The sequence below is a fragment of the Ruegeria sp. CK3 genome (assembly GCF_056536565.1).
Window position 1 is genome coordinate 208,127 of sequence record NZ_JBQFPV010000004.1, and the last position, 19,400, is coordinate 227,526.

At 59.0% G+C, this 19,400-nt stretch carries 16 protein-coding genes; 8 read left to right on the forward strand and 8 right to left on the reverse strand.

Features of this window, described 5'->3' with window-relative positions:
• Window positions 1–82: 82 nt before the first annotated feature.
• Together ACR0C3_RS06885 and ACR0C3_RS06890 are read right to left on the reverse strand one after the other, a co-directional pair.
• The gene (locus tag ACR0C3_RS06885; protein WP_480757845.1) at window positions 83–1,390 is read right to left on the reverse strand and encodes an HlyD family type I secretion periplasmic adaptor subunit; all 1,308 of its coding nucleotides are present in this window, start codon (window positions 1,388–1,390) and stop codon (window positions 83–85) included.
• Window positions 1,387–3,129 (reverse strand): type I secretion system permease/ATPase, encoded by a 1,743-nt coding sequence (locus ACR0C3_RS06890; RefSeq protein ID WP_480757846.1) that lies wholly within the window; start codon window positions 3,127–3,129, stop codon window positions 1,387–1,389. The genes ACR0C3_RS06885 and ACR0C3_RS06890 overlap by 4 nt, the downstream gene beginning before the upstream one ends.
• A gap of 273 nt (window positions 3,130–3,402) precedes the next feature.
• Here ACR0C3_RS06890 and ACR0C3_RS06895 point away from each other — a divergent pair, with 273 nt between their 5' ends.
• The 5 genes from ACR0C3_RS06895 (at window position 3,403) to ACR0C3_RS06915 (ending at window position 10,378) form a co-directional block, all read left to right on the forward strand.
• On the forward strand, window positions 3,403–4,983 hold the full coding sequence (locus ACR0C3_RS06895) for an ABC transporter substrate-binding protein (protein ID WP_170375664.1): 1,581 nt from the start codon (window positions 3,403–3,405) through the stop codon (window positions 4,981–4,983).
• Window positions 4,984–5,073: 90 nt separating this feature from the next.
• Window positions 5,074–6,639 carry an ABC transporter substrate-binding protein gene (locus ACR0C3_RS06900; RefSeq protein ID WP_480757847.1) on the forward strand — a complete coding sequence of 522 codons (1,566 nt, stop codon included), beginning with the start codon at window positions 5,074–5,076 and terminating at the stop codon, window positions 6,637–6,639.
• 106 nt (window positions 6,640–6,745) lie between these two features.
• Window positions 6,746–7,723 (forward strand): ABC transporter permease, encoded by a 978-nt coding sequence (locus ACR0C3_RS06905; RefSeq protein ID WP_170375660.1) that lies wholly within the window; start codon window positions 6,746–6,748, stop codon window positions 7,721–7,723.
• Window positions 7,720–8,670: an ABC transporter permease gene (locus ACR0C3_RS06910; protein WP_480757848.1), complete on the forward strand. Its 951-nt coding sequence runs from the start codon at window positions 7,720–7,722 to the stop codon at window positions 8,668–8,670. Before ACR0C3_RS06905 ends, ACR0C3_RS06910 begins: the two co-directional genes overlap by 4 nt.
• 4 nt (window positions 8,671–8,674) lie before the next feature.
• Entirely contained in the window at window positions 8,675–10,378 is a 1,704-nt protein-coding gene (locus ACR0C3_RS06915) for an ABC transporter ATP-binding protein (protein WP_480757849.1), read from the forward strand.
• Here ACR0C3_RS06915 and ACR0C3_RS06920 read toward each other — a convergent pair.
• From ACR0C3_RS06920 to ACR0C3_RS06940, 5 genes are all read right to left on the reverse strand, one after another.
• Window positions 10,375–11,154 carry a citryl-CoA lyase gene (locus ACR0C3_RS06920; RefSeq protein WP_480757850.1) on the reverse strand — a complete coding sequence of 260 codons (780 nt, stop codon included), beginning with the start codon at window positions 11,152–11,154 and terminating at the stop codon, window positions 10,375–10,377. The genes ACR0C3_RS06915 and ACR0C3_RS06920 overlap by 4 nt on opposite strands.
• Window positions 11,151–12,338 (reverse strand): CaiB/BaiF CoA transferase family protein, encoded by a 1,188-nt coding sequence (locus ACR0C3_RS06925; protein ID WP_480757851.1) that lies wholly within the window; start codon window positions 12,336–12,338, stop codon window positions 11,151–11,153. The genes ACR0C3_RS06920 and ACR0C3_RS06925 overlap by 4 nt, the downstream gene beginning before the upstream one ends.
• Complete coding sequence (locus ACR0C3_RS06930; protein ID WP_170471470.1) at window positions 12,328–13,839, reverse strand: tripartite tricarboxylate transporter permease; 1,512 nt, start codon at window positions 13,837–13,839, stop codon at window positions 12,328–12,330. Before ACR0C3_RS06930 ends, ACR0C3_RS06925 begins: the two co-directional genes overlap by 11 nt.
• Window position 13,840: 1 nt before the next feature.
• Window positions 13,841–14,323 carry a tripartite tricarboxylate transporter TctB family protein gene (locus ACR0C3_RS06935; RefSeq protein WP_480757852.1) on the reverse strand — a complete coding sequence of 161 codons (483 nt, stop codon included), beginning with the start codon at window positions 14,321–14,323 and terminating at the stop codon, window positions 13,841–13,843.
• 69 nt (window positions 14,324–14,392) lie between these two features.
• A complete protein-coding gene (locus ACR0C3_RS06940; protein ID WP_170375647.1) occupies window positions 14,393–15,376 on the reverse strand; it encodes a tripartite tricarboxylate transporter substrate binding protein in 984 nt (327 codons plus the stop codon).
• 107 nt (window positions 15,377–15,483) lie between these two features.
• On the opposite strand from ACR0C3_RS06940, the gene ACR0C3_RS06945 reads away from it, so the two are divergent.
• The 3 genes from ACR0C3_RS06945 to ACR0C3_RS06955 are packed head-to-tail and all read left to right on the forward strand — an operon-like array spanning window position 15,484 to window position 18,480.
• Window positions 15,484–16,152: a response regulator transcription factor gene (locus ACR0C3_RS06945; protein ID WP_170460004.1), complete on the forward strand. Its 669-nt coding sequence runs from the start codon at window positions 15,484–15,486 to the stop codon at window positions 16,150–16,152.
• A complete protein-coding gene (locus ACR0C3_RS06950; RefSeq protein ID WP_170690725.1) occupies window positions 16,142–17,509 on the forward strand; it encodes a sensor histidine kinase in 1,368 nt (455 codons plus the stop codon). Before ACR0C3_RS06945 ends, ACR0C3_RS06950 begins: the two co-directional genes overlap by 11 nt.
• Window positions 17,488–18,480 (forward strand): ABC transporter substrate-binding protein, encoded by a 993-nt coding sequence (locus ACR0C3_RS06955; RefSeq protein WP_480757853.1) that lies wholly within the window; start codon window positions 17,488–17,490, stop codon window positions 18,478–18,480. The genes ACR0C3_RS06950 and ACR0C3_RS06955 overlap by 22 nt, the downstream gene beginning before the upstream one ends.
• Here the strand turns inward: ACR0C3_RS06955 and ACR0C3_RS06960 are convergent.
• On the reverse strand, window positions 18,467–19,273 hold the full coding sequence (locus ACR0C3_RS06960; protein WP_480757854.1) for a phosphotransferase family protein: 807 nt from the start codon (window positions 19,271–19,273) through the stop codon (window positions 18,467–18,469). The two genes, ACR0C3_RS06955 and ACR0C3_RS06960, sit on opposite strands and share 14 nt — an antisense overlap.
• Window positions 19,274–19,400 lie beyond the last annotated feature (127 nt).

The following is a 19,400-nucleotide window of genomic DNA, read 5'->3' on the forward strand; positions in this document are numbered from 1 at the left end:
TGCTCTTTGTATGCGGCGGTATACTAAATCAGCAGGGATTGCAAGTCGCGACACTGGGACAGGTTGCCCCAGGCGTGATGTGTTATTCCCGGAACGCCCGCGTGAAGTAGTCGGTCAACGGCTTGGTCAGGTAGGACAGCGGAGTGCGCTCATCCGTTTTGATCATTGCCTCCACCGGCATGCCCGGCAGAAGAGTTTGCCCATTCAGGCGATCCAGCTGACCGTCATCAGGGACCAGTTCAGCCCGATAGAAGGTAAAGCCTGTGCCCTCGTCGGTGAATGTGTCCGCTGAGACATTGATAACATGGCCATCCAGTTCCGGGGTTTCCCGCTGGTTGAAACTGGGAAAGCGCAGGGCGACCTCTTGCCCACGAAACAGTTGGTCCACATGGATCGCATCGACCTTGGCTGCCACAAGAAGCGGCGTATCCTGAGGCACCACATACATCATCTGTTCAGCCGGTTGGATGACCGACTGCAGGGCGAAAACCTGACTGTCATAAACGGTTCCTGAAACGGGCGCGCGGATATCCAGACGCGAGAGGCGCTCGGTCAGCGATAGGCGTCGTTCAGCAAGCTCGGCAATGCGCGTTTGCGCGTCACGCAGCGTTGTGATCGCTTCTTCCCGGCGGGTCGCGTTCAGCTCCAATATCTGGATCTCAGTCGAGGCGATTTGCCCCGTCAACCGAGCGATTGTCGCCTCGAGCCGTCCGATGGCGCCGGTCAGGTTGGCCTCTTCCCGTTGCAAGGCCGAGACGCGGCTGGCTTGTGTCAAGCCCCGCTGAAGCAGGCTTTCCTGATCCTTGAGCTCTTCGCTTATCAGTTCCACTTGTTTTTGGGCGGCGGTTAACTGTGCCTGTGTGCCGTCGATTTCGTTTTCGATCTGGGTTTTCTGACGAGTCAATTGCTCAGTCTGTTGCGTCAACGTCTCGTTGCGGGCGTCAAACAAGCGCTGCTGACCTGCGATCAGATCGTCTGGGATGTTTTCGCGTTGCTGTACCTCTCGCAGCTTTGCCGCCAGTTCCTCGGAGGTTGCCCCATCGCGTTCCGCTTCCAACCGGGCCTGACGGCTGAGCAGTTCGAACAATTGCGACTCGACTACCGTTTTCTCTGAGGCCAGAAACGTATCGTCGAGACGTAATAGTAGATCGCCGCTTTCCACTAGATCCCCGTCGCGCACAAAAATCTCGCCAACGACCCCGCCATCGGGATGCTCTACCACCTGACGGTTGCTTTGCACCTCGATCACACCTTGTGAGATGATCGCACCAGCCAGTTGGGTCCGAACGCTCCAGATGCCGATGCCCACAACAAGGATGAGCAGCGCAATAAAGCCCACGGTTGCTGGGAAGGTTATGCGCCAACTGCGGCGCGCAGGAGGGTTGCTCATTTCTCACCCACTTTATTGAGGTGTCGTTTGATCGCACCGGCATTCTGAACCATCGAGCCCAGAACTTCGTCCCGGCTGCCTGCTTTTACGATCTGGCCTTTCTCGACCACGATCAGGTCATCACATTCGGAAATCGCCTGCGGGCGGTGCGTCATGATAATCGCGGCCTTGCCACTTTTCTTGAGGCTGCGCACCGCGCGATTCAACGCCTCGGTACCGTCGGCATCCAGGGCCGAGTTCGGCTCGTCCAGGATCAGCAGAACAGGATCACCATAGAGCGCTCGGGCAAGCGCGATCCGTTGTTTCTGACCGCCGGACAACTGGCTGTCATTTCCTTCCAGGAAGGTGTCATAACCCTTCTCCAAAGACATGATCAGCTCATGTGCGTTGGCCTTTTTGGCGGCGGCGACAACAGCGGCGTCATCGGGTCGTTGCGACATCCGGGCGATGTTCTCTGTCACGGTTCCGTTAAACAGCGTGACCTGCTGCGGCAGGTAGCCGATGTAGTGGCCCAGATCATCTGCGGCATATTGGTCCAGTGTCGCGCCACCCAAGCGAATCTCACCCGCTGCGGGGGTCAGCAGACCCAAAAGCGCCTTGGCCAGAGTCGTCTTGCCCGAGCCACTTTTGCCGATCACACCCAGCGCCTTGCCGGGTTCCAATAGCAGCGAGGCATTGCGCAGGGTTGGCTTTTGAACGCCGGGCGGAATAACCGTCAGACCTTTTGCGACGAGACGCGCCTCGGGCACGGGCAGCTTGGTTTTGGTCTGCTCGGGTGGGGTTTCATCGAGGAAGGTGCCAAGACGGGACCACGCGGTTCGGGCGTTTTCGATCAGCCCCCATTGGCCCACCGCCATTTCCACAGGTGCCAAAGCGCGGCCCAGCAGGATCGAACCGGCGATCATGGCCCCGGCGGTCATCTCGTTGCGCAACACCAGCCAAGCGCCAAGCGCTAGCATCGCGGATTGTAGGAACAGGCGAAGCGATTTCGTCAAAGACGTGAAACTTCCGGTCCAGTCACTGGCCGAGATACTCTGCGACAAAGCGTTGCTGCGTTGTGACAACCAGCGCTGCGCAACGTCGCCCTGCATACCTTGCGACCGAACAACCTCGGCAGCTTGCCGCGCTTGTTCCGCAAAGGCATTGGCCCGGCCTGAGGCAACCTGCGCCTCGGCCACCTTCTGTTTGGTCAGGATCTGGTTGAGCAATGCGATGACGATGAGCAAGCTTCCACCAGCAACCGCCAGCCAGCCGAGCAGTGGGTGAAACAGAAAGATCGCGGCCAGAAAAACGGGCGTCCACGGGATATCCATAACGGCGAGGAAAACGGGCGACGCGCAAAGCGACCGAACGGCCTCCAGATCGCGCAAGGCCGTTGCTGGTGCCGAACGTATCTGTGGATACAGTGCCCGCCGGATGGTTCCGTCAAAAACTCTCTCGTCCAGTGAGGATTGGAATTTGGCCCCGAACCGCGCCACAATCCGGCCGCGCGCGTAATCCAGCATGGCCATCAGGCCGTAGAGCAGCCCAACCAGCAGAAACAGCGCTGTAAGCGTCTCGACCGAGCGCGAACTGAGAACCCGGTCATAGACCTGCAGCATAAACAGCGGCCCGGTCAGCATCAGCAGGTTGACGAAGATGCTGAATAGAAACGCGACACCCAGAAACGATACGCTCTGGTTGCGCACGCTCTGAAGCTCTCGCCTCGGGTTGGGCGGTTTGCGGTTTGTCTGTTTCAAATCAATGTCCCCGACACGATGTCCAGCCTGATGCGGCTACGTTTTTTTTACCGCGAACCGAGTCTCGAAGAAAGAGAAAGGGTATGCAACTCGATCGTCACAGAACCAGCGAAATCCGGCCAAACGGCCAAAATCTGGCCGGTTCCCGTCGGGTCCAGCAATCCAATTAGGCATTGCAAGTTTCAGAATGATTTGGATTATCAAGGGCACGTTGATCGCGCTTCGTCGATCACCCGCCATCCGTGCGGGTTAAAAAGAATTGGGGAGATTACAATGAAAGTGAAACACTTGCTGGTAGCAGCCAGTGCCATGGCCCTATTGGCTGGCACTGCCTCTGCGGAAACGCTGCGCTGGGCACGCGCAGGCGACTCGCTGACGATGGACCCGCATGCGCAAAACGAGGGTCCGACCTCAGCCATGGCGCATCAGATCATGGAAACGCTGGTGATGCGCGACCATTCCGGGGCGCTTGTGCCGTCGCTGGCGACCGAGTGGGCCCCGTCTGAGGAAAACCCTAACGTCTGGGTGTTCAAGCTGCGTGAAGGTGTGACCTTCCATGACGGCGCCGAGTTCGACAGCGAAGACGTTGTCTTCTCGCTCAACCGCGCGATGACGCCGGATTCGGACTACAAAGAGCTGCTCGCCTCGGTCAAAGAAGTGCGCGCGCCGGACAAATACACGGTTGAGATCGAAACCGACGGTCCGAACCCGATCATGCCCAACAACCTGACCAACATGTTCATGATGGACAAGGCCTGGGCCGAGGCGAACAACGCCGTGAAGGTGCAGGACTATGAAGGGGGCGAGGACACATTCGCCGCCAAGAACGCCAACGGCACTGGCCCCTACAAGCTGGTCAGCCGTGAACCCGATGTGAAAACCGTCCTAACCGCGAACGAGAACTACTGGGGCAAGGATGAGTTCCCCCTGGAAGTGACCGAGATCATCTATACCCCGATCCAGAACGCCGCGACCCGGGTTGCTGCTTTGCTATCGGGTGAGGTCGACTTTATTCAGGACGTTCCGGTACAGGATCTGGCCCGCGTTGCGGATACCGATGGTCTGGACGTGCGGACCGCGCCTCAGAACCGGGTGATCTTCTTCGGCATGAACATGGGTGATGCCGATCTGGGCTCGGACAACGTGGACGGGAAGAACCCGCTGGCCGACGTACGTGTGCGTCAGGCGATGTCCAAGGCCATCAACCGGGATGCCATCAAGCAGGTCGTTATGCGTGGCCAGTCGGCCCCTGCTGGCATGATCGCACCGCCTTTCGTGAACGGTTGGGATGAGGGCATGGACAGCTCCTCCACGACCGATATCGAAGGCGCCAAGGCCCTGATGGCCGAGGCTGGATATCCGGATGGGTTCTCGATCACGCTGAACTGCCCCAACGACCGCTATGTCAACGACGAAGCGATCTGTCAGGCTGCCGTTGGCATGCTGGCGCAGATTGGTGTCACGGTGAATCTGGATGCCAAACCCAAAGCGCAGCATTTCCCGTTGCTTTCGAACCTTGAGACCGACTTCTACATGCTGGGCTGGGGCGTTCCGACCTACGACTCCGAGTATATTTTCAACTTCCTTGTTCACACCAAGGGTGAGAAATACGGCTCGTGGAATGCGACCCGCTACAACAACCCGGAACTGGATGCCAAGATCCAGGGGCTGGCCTCTGAAACGGACCTTCCGAAGCGCGACGCGCAGATCGCCGAGATCTGGCAAGTGGTGCAGGACGATCAGCTGTATATCCCGATTCACCATCAGGTGCTGAACTGGGGTATGAAGTCGAATGTCGGCACAATCGTTGAGCCGGAAGATTCGCCGAAGATCAAATACTTCACCATGAACTAAGGTTCAGGGTGCAAGACAGGGCAGGGCGCAGACCAGCGCCCTGTCATTTGGTGTTTCACGACTGTTCACCCAAAACAGAGAGGTATCGCCATGACCTTCAAGGCAACGGCCATCGGTTTGGCCTTTTTAGCCGCAAGTGCTGCTCAGGCAGCCGAATTCAAATGGGCCTCGACCACCGATCCACAGACCATGGACCCGCACGCCGTCAACTCGGCCGCTGTTCTTGGGTTCCTCAACAATGTCTACGAAGGACTGGTCCGCCGCGGCAAGGACATGAGCGTCGAGCCTGCTTTGGCCACCAGTTGGGAACCGATTGGAGACGGCGAAGGCTGGCGGTTCAAGCTGCGCGAGGGCGTGACGTTCCACGATGGTAGCACATTCGACGCGCAGGACGTTCTTTTCAGCTATCAACGCGCCTCGGATGAGGTCTCGGATACCCGCAGCTGGTTTGCACCGATCAGCGAGGTCAAGGTGGTCGATGACTATACCGTCGATTTCATGACCACTGCACCCAACCCGTTGTTCCCGTCGTCCATTGCCAATTGGATGATCATGGATCAGGGCTGGGCTGAGGCAAACGAGGCCGCTCTGCCCGACAAGGAAACCGGGAACTACGCGACGCTGAATGCCAACGGCACCGGTGCGTTTAAGATCACCGCGCGCGAGCCCGGTCTGCGCACCGTTCTGGAACCTTTTGAAGGTTGGTGGGGTGAGGCAGAGCACAACATTGCCCGCGCCGAATTCAACCCGATCCAGAACTCTGCTACCGCTGTAGCGGCTTTGCTGTCCGGCGATGTAGATATGATTGAGCCCGTTCCGATTCAGGACGTGGCGCGCCTTCAGGGTAATGATGAGGTCGAGGTCATTCAGGGGATTGAGGCCCGTGTGATTATGCTGGGCTTTGATCACCAAGCCGAGGCGCTGAAATACACCGACGATGCTGGCGAACCGAATCCGTTCAGGGATGCGCGCGTGCGTCAGGCCGTGGCGCATGCGGTGAACGTCGATGCCATCCTCGCCACGATCATGCGCGGCAATGCCGAGGCGGCCTCGCAACTTGTCAGCCCAGCGATGAGCGGTTACTCGGCGGCCAATGCAGAGCGCCCCGCCTATGATGTCGAGGCCGCAAAGACCTTGCTGGCCGAGGCCGGATACGCGGATGGGTTTTCGTTCGGCCTCAAATGCCCCAATGACCGCTATCTGAATGACGAGGCCGTCTGTCAGGCGATTGTCAGCATGCTCGCGCAGATCGGCCTAACAGCCGAACTGGACGCGATGCCGGTGCGCAACTACTGGCCCGAGCTGCGCGAAGACAATTACGACATGTATTTGCTGGGCTGGAGCCCGGGCACGTTCGACGCCGAACACCCCGTGCGCTTTCTGGTCGCGACACCCAACGAAGAGAAAAAGCTGGGCAGTTGGAATTTCGGAGGCTTCTCGAACGCGCGTGTAGATGAACTACTGCCGCAGATTCAATCCGAACTGGATGAAGGCGCCCGTCAGGCCATGCTGGACGAGGTCACCAGCATCATTCAGGATGAGCAGGTCTATGTCCCGATGTATGTGCAACCTTTGGTTTGGGGTACGCGCAGCAATATCGAGTTGACCCAACGGCCGGATAACTTCTTCATCCTGCGGTGGGTGACCGTAAACTGAAAACGTTGTTCAAGGGGCCGGGTCGTTCTGGCCCCTGTTTCGTTAGCGGTATCTTGACCATTTGGTCAGACGCGGCTTAGACAGGCCGATCAACCGGGGATTCTGAATGTTCGCATATATTGTTCGAAGGATGTTCCAATCCGTGATCGTTTTGCTGGTCGTGGGTCTGGTCGCGTTCTCGATGTTTCGTTTTGTCGGCGATCCGATCGACAACATGCTGGGTCAGGAACGCACACAGGCCGATATCGACCGGCTGAGGACGGAACTGGGCCTCGATCAGCCGTTTGTCGTGCAATACGCCAAGTTCCTGCAAGGCGCGGTTCAGGGCAATTTCGGCGTGTCCTACCGTCAGGGCCGTCCGGTCTCGACCATCATAGCCGAACGTGCGCCCGCGACGCTGGAGCTGGCCTTCGTGTCAGGCTTTCTCGCCATCACCATGGGCATCGCGCTGGGCGTCTTCACCGCGATCCGACGACAAGGGGTTGCGGCGAATATCATCATGACAGTCAGCCTGATCGGGGTCTCTCTGCCCACCTTCCTGATCGGGATATTGCTGATCTACATCTTCTCAGTCGAACTTGACCTCTTACCGAGTTTCGGCAGGGGTGAGACGGTCATGATAGGGGGCTGGTCAACCGGGTTTCTGACCACCTCGGGCCTGAAGGCACTGATCCTGCCCGCGATTACGCTGGGCCTGTATCAGATGACCTTGATCATGCGTCTGGTGCGGTCCGAGATGCTTGAGGTCCTGCGCGCCGACTACGTCCGTTTCGCCCGCGCCCGAGGGCTGTCGGACAGGGTGATCAACTTCCGCCACGCGCTGAAAAACACGCTGGTGCCGGTGATTACGATCACAGGTCTGCAACTGGGCTCGATTATCGCCTTTGCCATCATCACCGAGACCGTGTTCCAATGGCCTGGTGTCGGACTGCTGTTCATCAATGCGATCCAATTCGTCGATATTCCCGTCATGGCCGCCTATCTGATGCTGATCTCGGTCATGTTCGTGACGATCAACCTGATTGTCGATCTTCTCTACTATGCCATTGACCCGCGCCTGCGTGTCGACGCGAGGGCCACATGACCGATACGATCGAAACTCCGCAACCCGCCTCCAAGTCGCGCTTTACCAAAGCGTGGGACAGCGATTTCGCATGGTCCTTCAGGCATTCGCCCGTGGCTGTCATCGCCTCGGCCGTTGTCCTGATCCTCGTGCTCTGCGCCATTTTCGCGCCCTTGATCGCACCTTACAATCCATTCGACCCGGCGACGCTGAACCTGATGAACGGCTTCACACCGCCGGGAACACCGAATGCGTTTACGCAGGAGACCTTCCTGCTGGGTACGGATGATCAGGGCCGAGATGTGTTCTCGACCATCCTCTACGGGCTGCGCATTTCCTTGTTCGTGGGGGCTGCCGCCGTATTGCTGGCTCTGATCATCGGAGTCGTTCTGGGGCTGGTCGCGGCCTATTTTGGCGGCTGGGTTGAGACGCTGATCATGCGGATCGCCGACGTTCAGCTGACCTTTCCGGCCATTCTGGTCGCTATGTTGATCTTTGGCATTGCCAAGGGCGTGACCCCGCCGGAATATCGGGATGAAATGGCGATCTATGTGCTGATCATCGCCATCGCACTGTCCGACTGGGTGCAGTTTGCGCGCGTCGTCCGCGGGGCGGCGCTGGTCGAGAAGAACAAGGAATATGTGCAGGCTGCGCGGCTAATCGGTCGCGGTTCGATCCCGATTATGTTCCGTCACATCTTGCCCAATGTCCTCAGCCCGGTTCTGGTCATCGCGACCATCTCGCTGGCATTGGCCATCATCGCCGAGGCGACGCTGAGCTTTCTTGGTGTCGGCGCGCCTCCAACCCAACCGTCGCTGGGAACGCTGATCCGTATCGGGCAGGGGTTCCTGTTCTCAGGAGAGTGGTGGATTCTGTTCTTCCCCGCCTGCACCCTTCTGGCCCTCGCGCTGTCCGTGAACCTGCTGGGTGACTGGTTGCGCGATGCGCTGAACCCAAAACTACGGTGATTTCATGAGCCTTCTGACCATCCAAGACCTCACCGTTGAATTCCCGACCCGCCGCAAGCTGTTCACTGCGGTGGATCATGCAGACCTGTCGGTCGAGCCTGGTGAAATCCACGGTTTAGTGGGCGAATCCGGTGCAGGCAAATCCACTATCGGCGCTGCTGTCATGGGACTGCTGGAACGTCCCGGACGGATCGCCAGCGGCCAGATCAAGCTAGGTGGCGAACAGATCAGTGGCCTGGACGCCGAGGCGATGCGTGGCCTGCGCGGCAAGAAGATCTCGATGATCTTTCAGGACCCGCTGACCTCTCTGAACCCTTTGTTCACGGTCCGAGAGCAACTGACCGAAACCATTCTGGCCCATCTGGGCTGCACGGACGCCGAGGCCAATCAACGCGCCCGCGACCTGATTGACCGGGTAGGGATTCCGGACCCGGATACGCGGCTGGACCAATATCCGCACCAATTCTCAGGCGGGATGCGCCAACGGGTAGTGATCGCCTTGGCGCTGTGTACCGAACCGGATGTGATCATCGCGGATGAGCCGACAACGGCGCTGGATGTCTCGGTTCAGGCGCAGATTCTGGACCTGATCAAGGAATTGGCGCGGGAACGGCAGGTCGGTGTTATTCTGATCACCCATGACATGGGCGTCATTGCTGATACGACCGACCGCGTGACCGTCATGTATGCTGGCAAGGTTGTCGAAACCGGAACAACCGCGCAGGTGATGGGGCAGCCGCAGCACGAATACACGCGGTCGCTGATCGCGGCGGTGCCACGGCCGACTCTCAAGCTGCACCGATTCCCGCAGATCAGCTATGGCGGGCGTGAGACGCGCTTTGCGATCGAGGATATGGCGCGCCATTGGCCGAAAGTGGACAATGACACGTCCAAGCCCGTGTTCGAAATTCGCAACCTGACCAAACGCTTCCTGCAACGGCGCGGTCTTTTGCCTTGGGATCGGACCTATTTCACCGCCGTCGATGACGTGAGCTTTGATATCCGTGCGGGCGAGGTTTTCGGTGTGGTGGGTGAATCCGGCTCGGGCAAGTCCACTGTGGCGCGGATGATTGCAGGATTGTACCCGGTCGATGGCGGCTCGATCACGTTTGACGGGCAGTTGGTCAGCGATCTGGGCGACAAAGCTGTGCAGGATGCTTATCGCAAGAACATCCAAATGATCTTTCAGGATCCCTATTCCTCGCTAAACCCCAGAATGCGCGTGGACGAGATCGTGGCAGAACCGATCCGTCACCACCGCCTCATGAGCGGTTCAGACGTCAAGTGTCGGGTGGATGAGCTGTTGGATCAGGTCGGGCTGGGTTCGGAAGCGGGCTTGAAATACCCGCATGAGTTCTCGGGCGGGCAGCGTCAGCGTATCTCCATCGCGCGCGCCTTGGCGACGCAGCCTCGGTTCCTGATCTGTGATGAGCCGACCAGTGCGCTTGACGTCTCGATCCAGGCGCAGATCCTGAACATCCTGAAGGACCTGCAAGAGCATCTGGGCCTGACGATGCTGTTCATCAGCCACGATCTGCCTGTGGTGCGTCAGATGTGTGACCGCGTTGCCGTGATGAAGGCAGGGCAGATGGTCGAGATCCAAGAGACCGATGCCCTGTTTGCCAATCCGCAGACGGACTACGCCAAGGAACTATTGCACCTAATGCCGCGACTTGATGATCTGTCGACAGAAGGACTGGGCGTTTAAGTCTTGGTTTTTGGATCCACATAAGTCCAGCGATAGGCGGGCGGGGTCGGTCCCTTGTTTCGGCCACCTTGCTCCATCTGCTCCCATGCGTGAGTCAGGATGCCGACAGAACGGGACAGGCAAAACAGCCCTCGCGCCAAAGGTGGGGCAAAGCCTAACTCGGCATAGATCACTGCCGTCGCACCATCGATATTCATGGGTACGGGTTTGCCTTTGCGATGGGCCAGCTCGGCCTCAATCGCCTGCCCGATCCGCATGAAATCACCGCTGCATGCCCCTTGATCGACGGCTTCGGCGACCAGCGCCATCAGGCGCGGGGCGCGAGGATCGGTCGGGGTGTGAAAGCGATGGCCAAAACCCGGCAGAATCTTTCCGTGAGTGGTGATCCAGGCGTCCAATGCTTCCCCAAGATCGCCCGAATGTCCTGCAACAAAGTGATAGAGCTGCACCGCCTGCTCTCCGGCCCCGCCATGCACATCGCCCAGCATGTTGACCGCGCTGGCCATCGCGTTGTTCAGGGGCAGACCGCAGGTCACGGCCATTCTGGCGGCAGCGATTGAGGGCGCTTGCGGGCCGTGATCGACCGCCGCAACCAAAGCTGCTTCGAACAAACGGGCTTGGGCGTCGGTCGGTTTCTCGCCGCGCAGTATGAACCAGATCATTTCGGCGAAACTCAGATTGCCGATCAAATCCTGGATTGGCTCTCCACGCAGGTGTATCCGGCCAGGCTCCATGTCGATGATCGAGGTTTGCCACCAATCGGATACATCGCTCATATGATGCCCTCCTTTTTCAAGGCGTCGATCTCATCCTGCGACAGCCCGAGTTCAGACCAGATTGCGGAATTGTCTGCGCCCAATTCCGGCGGTGCAGTCCCAGGATGTTTGCGCGAGCCGTCCATGACAATAGGGCTGCCAGCGAGCTGTAGGTCTTCACCGTGAAGGTCCAGCGTACCGATCAAACCCCGCCCAGATAATTGCGGGTCGTCGAGCGCATCGGAGACGGTTAGAACCTGCCCGGTGGGCACTCCAATATCATTCAACTCTCGCACCCATTCCTTTGCAGGTCGCGTGGTCAGCGTGCGCTCCAATTCCGTGCGCAAGGCGTGACGGTTGGTCTTGCGATCTTCTCGTGTTGTGTAGGCTGGATCGTCCAGAAGGTCGTCCCGGCCCAGATGCTGAGCCAGCGCCTGCCATTGTTCATCGCGGTTGGCGGCAATGTTGATCGGGCTGTCTGCAGTGGCAAAGGTGCCCGAGGGGGCCGAGGTTGTGTTCTCGTTCCCATGCGCGGCAGGCGTGACGCCCCCGATCAGGTGGTTCGAGACGACCCAACCCATTGTAGAAATCACCGCCTCGGTCATTGCGACGTCCAGAAACGCGCCACGCGGGGTCGTATTCAGGGCGGATGAGATGGCGAATGCTGCGGTCAGGCCGCCAACTGTATCCGCCAGAGGGTAGCCAACACGATAAGGGGCCGTGTCTGGCGCGCCGGTGATCGACATGACACCGCTGACCCCCTGAACGATCTGATCATAGGCCGGATCATCGCGGCGCGGTCCGTCCTGCCCAAAGCCACTGATTGCGCAGTAGATCAGTCGCGGGTTTTCAGCTTTCAGGATTTCATAGCCCAGACCTAATCGATCCATAACGCCGGGCCTGAAATTTTCGACCAGAACATCGGCGGTGCGGACAAGCTTTTTCAGCAACGCTTTGCCCCGGTCGGATTTCATGTCCAGCGTGACAGATTTTTTAGCAGCGTTTTGCGCCAGGAAGCTGATCCCCATGCCAGCTTTGTTGCGATCAGGGTCGGCGCCCAAAACACGGGCTAGATCGCCCGAGCCGGGGCGTTCGACCTTGATCACCTCGGCGCCCATCAGCGCCAGCTGATAGCAGCAATAGGGGCCGGCGAGCACGTTCGTCAGATCCAGAACGCGGATGCCGGCCAGAGGGTCAGTCCCCATCCGCAATCCCCGCGGCCCGTGCCCGCGCACGGCGCGCACGGTAGCTCGGCAGCAGCACCAGAAGGACGGCGATCACCAGCAGGCCTAGGGTCATCGGGCGTTCCCAGATGAAAGCGATACCGTCATAGAGCTGCATCGAGCGGGCAAAGTTGTCCTCCATCATTCCGCCAAGGATGAACCCGATCAGAAGCGGGGCGAGGGGGTAATCGGCGAATTTCAATGCGGTGGCGCAGATGCCGAAGCCGACGAGGAGCAGAAGCTCGGTTGCGTTGTTCTGGCCGATATAGGCGCCCATCAGGGTGAAGAACAGGATGAACGGGATCAGGAAATTGCGCGGTACGGCCAGCACTTTGGCGATGTAGGGGATCAGCGGCAGGTTCAGGATCAGCAGCACCAGGTTGCCGATGAACATCGACATGATGACGGCCCAGAAGATCTGAGGCTCATCCACCATCAGGCGCGGGCCGGGTGTCACGTTCAGCGCGATCAGAGCGCCCAGCAGGATGGCCGTCGTGCCCGACCCCGGGATGCCCAGCGTTAGCAGTGGTACGAATGACCCGGTACAGGCCGCGTTGTTGGCAGATTCCGGTGCGGCCAGACCTTTGATCGAGCCTTTGCCAAACTCTTCCTGTTCCTGCTTCGGTGCAATATTGCGTTCGACCGCGTAGCCAAGGAAGCTGGCAATTGTCGCCCCAGCCCCAGGCAAGACGCCGATGAAAAAGCCCTGAACTGACTGACGGCCAATGACGGGTGCAATTGCTTTCGCTTCGTCCTTGGTTATGCGCAGGTCTTTGATTTCTCCGTCGTCGCCTTTCAGGTCTTTGGGCTTCAGTACCAGAAATAGCGCCTCGGGCAGGGCGAACATGGCCATGGCCAGTGTAATGAAGCCGAAGCCCGATTGCAGGTCCATGATCCCCATGGTGAAGCGGGGCAGGTTGAACAAAGCGCCTTCGCCGACAGTTGCCATGATCAGGCCGAGGATTGTCATGATCATTGCTTTGGCGACCTGACCCGACCCTGCAAAGGCCGCGATGGCGGACAAGCCTACGACCATAAGGGCAAAGTACTCGGCCGAATGGAAAAGCAACGCGACTGAGGACAGTGCTGGCGCGAAGACCATCAACAGAATGGCGCCAAGCGTGCCACCCGCGAAGCTGGCAATGGCCGCGATGGTCAGCGCCTTACCGGCCTTGCCTTGCCGCGCCATTGGGTAGCCATCGAAACTTGAGGCCACGGTACCCGCAACCCCCGGTGCGTTCAGTAGAATGGAAGAGGTCGATCCGCCGAAAATCGCGCCATAATAGACGCCTGCCAGCAGGATCAGGGCCGCGGACGGATCGCCCATTGAAATTGCGACCGGGATCATGATGGCGATGATCGACATCGGGCCAAGGCCTGGAAGCATGCCGATGAAGGTGCCGATCAGACAGCCGGCGATGACCATCAGTAGGTTTTGGATTGAGAATGCCGTTTGCAGGCCGATCAGAAGTCCTTCAAGCATGTCAGCCTCCGAAAATGCCCGGCAGGGGGCGCATATAGATGCCAAGGACTCCCTGAACCAGATACCAGACCGCGCCTGTAGCGATGAAGGCGACCGGCAGCATGATGTGCCACTTGCGCTCGCCCAGAATGAAAGAGCCGAGGATCAGGAAGGCAGAAGTTGAGATCAGAAAGCCGACGGGCCGCAGGCACAGGGCGTAGATCACCATAAGGGCCAGCAGCATCAAAGCTTGATCAAGGTGGTAGTCACCTAGTCTGCGATAGTCGATATCGGCCGCTTTGGGCTCGGATTTCTCAAACCCCAGCAGGATGATCGTGCAGGCGATGATGCCCAGAACAGACAGCACTTTGGGGAAGGTGCTTGGCCAAATAGGGTTGCGCTGCATGAAGGGGGGCAGGCTGCCATCCATCGTAAACCAGGCGGCGTAGCCATAGGCCAGACAGACCCCAAGCAAAACAAGCGCGATCCAGCGATCCAGCGACATGACATCCCCTCCCTCGTGTTTTTTGTTGATTGTGGCAGAGCGGGCGGGCCGCTCTGCCGTGAGTGGTGCTTAGAGGAAGCCCAGTTTTTTCATCAGATCGCTGATCTGCTGCTCTTGCTGCTCGAGGAAGGTCGAGAAATCGTCGCCCGAGTTGTGGATGTTCACCCAACCATTGCGCGCGCGCACTTCTTCCCACTCGGGGGTGTCATACATCTTGGCGATGGCGTCCTGGTAGGCGGCCAGCTTGTCTTCGGGCAGGCCGGGCGCTGCGAAGAAACCGCGCCAGTTGACGAAGGTGGTGTCGATGCCCTGTTCTTTCATGGTCTGTGCGTCGGGCGCTGCGTCTACACGCTCATCCGCAGTCACACCGATGATTTTCACCTCGCCTGCATTGGCCAAATCAACCGCTTCCGAGAAGCCGGTGGAAAGCGCTGCGATCTCACCCGACAGCAAGGCTGCCATGGCTTTGCCGCCTGCATCATAAGGAATGTACTTGACGCCAAGCGCGTCCTTACCCGCTGCTTCCATCACCATGGCCGCAACCAGATGGTCCATACCGCCCGGAACCGAGCCGCCGCCGATTGCTGTTGCACCCGGGTCCGCGTCGTAGGCGGCCAGCAAGTCCGCCATCGAATTGATCGGGCTGTCCTTACCGACAACAATGGCCGCGTAGTCGCCGATTGTGCCCGAGACCAGCGTCAGGTCGCGGAAGTTGTGCGGGAAAACACCCGTCAGTGAGCGGATCACGATGGGCGTCGAGTTCACCATCAGCGTGCCATGGTTGCTGTCGGCGTTTTCGATCAGGTAGCCAATGGCTTTACCGCCGCCGCCGCCCGACATGTTCTCGTAGGAAGCGGTGCCGACAAGACCTGCCTTGGTTAGCGCCTCTCCGGTGCCGCGTGCAGTGCCGTCCCAGCCGCCGCCTGCGCCGCCGGGGATCAGGAAGTGGATGCTGTCCACGACCTCGTGGCCGTCAGCCAGAACAGGTCCCGCAAGACCAACAGCGGCCACAGCCGCGATTAGGGCGCGACGGCCCAGTTTGAAAGTTGTCATGATGTCCTCCCATTTGACAACTGGCCGCTTGGCGGCACAGATTGAGATCAAGAAAACACATCAACCTGACATCAACCTGTCATGCGTGAAAATACTGCGAACGCCTCATGAAATTCCTGCTGGTCGAAGACAATATGGACCTCGCGAACGCTATCGGTTCGCGGATGCGACTGGACGGCCATGTCGTTGATCATGCTGCAACTTTGGACGATGCGACCGCGTTCGTCGAGGCTGAGGAATATGACCTGATCCTGTTGGACATCATGCTGCCCGATGGGGATGGGCGCGATTTCCTCAAACGCCACCGTGCAAGTCATCTGGACACACCTGTCATCGTTTTGACCGCGCGCAGCCAAGTCTCGGATCGAATCGGGTCGCTGGATCTGGGGGCCGACGACTATGTCACCAAGCCCTTTGATCACGCAGAGCTTGAGGCCCGCTGCCGCGCCGTTTTGCGCCGCAAATCTGGGATCGCTAAATCAACCATCGAGATCGGCGGTATCGTCTTCGACCCGGTTGCCGGTCACCTGATTGTCGGCGGCGAGACTCTGTCGCTGCGCAATCGGGAACTGCGCCTGTTGGAGTTCTTCATCAATGCGCCCGGTCAGGTGTTCTCGAAACAAAAACTGGCGGACAGGCTGTTTTCCTACGATGACGATGTCTCGGACAATGCTATCGAGGTGTATGTCGCCCGCCTGCGCAAACATCTCGAGCGTTCGGAGTTGAAAATTACCACGTTGCGTGGCCTGGGCTACAGGCTGGATCATGTCAGCTAGCCCCGCGGTTTCAGGATCTCTTCGTAATCGTCTGGTGCTGACCCTGATTGGCGGCGCGGCCATTCTGGCGTTGCTTTTGTTCTTTACAGTGCGCAGTTATGCCGCTCGCGTCGCGCAGCAAGGGCAGGACAATATTCTTGGTGCCTCCGTCACCTCGATCCTCGATGCCGTCGCTCTGCGGGACGGAGAGCTTGAGGTCGACATCCCCTACGCCGCCTTCTCGATGCTAAGTACGCCGTCGGATGATCGGGTGTTTTACGCCATCTTTCAGGACGGAGAACTGTTGTCCGGCTACGACGATCTTTCAGCCACGAATGGAACGCCCAATGGCGAATGGGTTTTTCAATCGGGCGAGGTGCGCGGAGAGAGCATTCGCCAGGTCAGCGCCAGCCGCACTCTCGTGGGTTTGGGAACCCGGACCGAAGTCGAAGTGGCCCTTGGTCAAACGCAAGACGCATTAGCCGAAACCCTCAGGCAGATTTCACGAAACGCGGCGTATTTGGGGATAGGTTTCTTCACGCTGGTCGCCGGGTTATCGTTCTGGGCAACGTCTGCCACCATCGGGCAGTTGAACAAGCTGACGACGTCGGTGACACGTCGGGGCCCACAAGATCTCAGCCCATTCAGAAAACCGGTGCCGCGGGAAATGGCCCCGCTTGTGTCGTCGCTGAACTCTTTGATGGGGCGTTTGGATCAGTCGCTCAGCCAGTCCGAGGATTTCATAGCCGAGGCGGCACACCGGGTTCGGACGCCATTGGCAACGGTTCGGTCTTATGCGGACGCGACGTTGCAACGCGTTGAAAAGGAAGAGAATCGAGAGGCTTTGCGCTCGATGGTGCGAGCAATTGACGAAAGCTCTCGGGCGGCGGGGCAATTGCTGGATCATGCGATGATCACCTTTCGCGCCGATCATCTGGAGCGGGAAGAGATTGATCTAGTCGCTCTCGTCCGCGATCTGGTTCAACGCCTCACGCCCATTGCCGAGATGAAGGACCTTTCCCTGACCTTGGTCGGAGACCCCGTTGTGACCTATTCCGGCGATCCGATCCTGATCCAGAATGCCGTGCGCAACATGGTCGACAACGCGCTGAAATATGCCCCCGCCGAAAGCGTGGTCGAGATCGAGGTCTCGCAAGGGGCGCAAGCGCAGATCAGCGTGAGCGATCAGGGGCCGGGCTTTCCGCCAAGTGAAATCGACACACTCACCCGGCGGTTCGAGCGTGGGAAGAATGCGGCCGGGACCATTGGCTCGGGGCTTGGCCTGACCATCGTTCAGGATGTCGCAAAGGCCCATGGCGGCGATCTGATCCTGACCAACCGGAAAGGTACAGGCGCATGCGTTACCTTATTGCTTTGATCGTCACACTTTTGGCCTCAGCCTGCGTGGCCGAGGAGTGGGAGGACCAGCGGGTGTTCAACGCCGCCGCTGAAGGCCCGCGTTTGCGTATCATCTCCAGCACCGACACCGCGCTTTTCGCGCCGTTGATCGAGGGGTTCCTGACGCAAAATCCAGATGTCTCCGTCGAGTATCTGGTGACGGGAACCGCCGATCTGAATGCGCGTGTGCGGGCTGCGCCTGAGGCGTTTGATGTTGTCATTTCCAGCGCGATGGATCTGCAGCTGAAGCTTGCGAATGATGGGTTTGCAATGCCTTTGAAGGATATGCCGGGCGCGGAATGGGCCCAGTGGCATGACAGCCTGTTTGCCTTTACCCAGGAGCCGGCGGCCATCGTTATCAACCGTGCGGCCTTCGCAGGGTATCCCGTTCCGCAAACCCGGCAGGAACTGATCGAGGCCCTGCGCGCGCGCCCCGAAGCCTTCCGTGGGAAAGTCGGTACCTATGATGTCCGCCAATCTGGCTTGGGCTATTTGTTCGCCACGCAAGATGCTCGCGCCTCCGAGACCTTTTGGCGTCTGATGGAAGTCATGGGCGGGCTGGACCTGCGTCTGTATTGCTGCTCGGGCGACATGATTGACGATCTGACAAGTGGCTCGATCGCGGTGGCCTACAACGTGCTTGGTAGCTACGCAACGGCACGGGTTGAAGGCAAAGAGGCGCTCAAGGTCATTCTGCCCAGCGATTTTCAGACAACCATGATGCGAACGGCAATGGTGGTTAAAAACACGCGATATCCTGCTGTCGCCAAGGCGTTTGTCCGCAACCTGATCGTTGCAGTGCCTGAGCTGGCACCTTTGCCCTTGCTCACCTCACAGCAGGCACAGGAGGCCGCAGTTATCACGCTGGAGCCCGCTTTGTTGACCTATCTCGACACGCTCAAACGCAGGAAATTCCTGACGGCCTGGGAAGACGCCGTCATTCAGAAATAGCGCGATCCTCAAGGGCCTTTAGCTCAAGCTGCAGGCCTTTTTCATAGTCTGTTGATCCGTTCTCAAATCGCCACAGGCAATAGGCTGCCATTCGCCACGCATACCACGGACGTAGTGCTTCGTAGCGGGCAACTGTTTCGGGGTCGCCATACTCAGTCAGGAATCGCGCGTGCTCATCTGGGTTCAGCTGAACGCCGCGATACAGATGCTGCATGGCAGGCGATAGAAAAAGGGCCAGATCCTCGCAGGGATCGCCAATCACCGGGCATTGCCAGTCGATCAGGGTTAGGCTTGACCCGTCCACCAGAATGTTCCCGGCCACAGGGTCGCCGTGGATCAGGCACGTTCTTTTTGTTGGCGGCACAGGGTCCTCAGGCCGCATCGCGGTGACGCGATCTTTAAAGCCAGAGGAACACAACGCCAAGAGCTCAGCCCCGTGGCGAGCCAGATCAGCGCTGCCGTTTCGTCCTGTAGGTAGCGGCAAATCGACCGTTGCGCCATGCAATCTGCGCAGCAAAGAGGCGACCTGAGCCGTGTCATTTTCCCACGGGCGACCCGGCGCGTGATCGTACAGAACCCAGGCGTCGCCCTGATGTTGCCCCGTTGCCCGCAACCGGGGTACAAACCCGTCCTGCTCAAACGCGCGCAGACACAGCGCTTCGAGGCGGGCGTCATTGCGGAACATGGGGTTGCGCAGTTTGGTTCGGTAAAGCTTCAATACCGTGTCGCCACTCTCCCCCAGAACCTTCCACACCATATTGGTCCGACCCCCAAATAAAGGTTCGAACCGCACGGATCCCGTGATCAGCCCGCGCGTGCGCAGCTGGTCAATCAGGTCTGATGGAGGCGCGTTGACATGGGACAGGGGACGTACCGCTCAGCAAGGGAATCGTGATTTGCCAAGGTTTGGACTGCCAGCC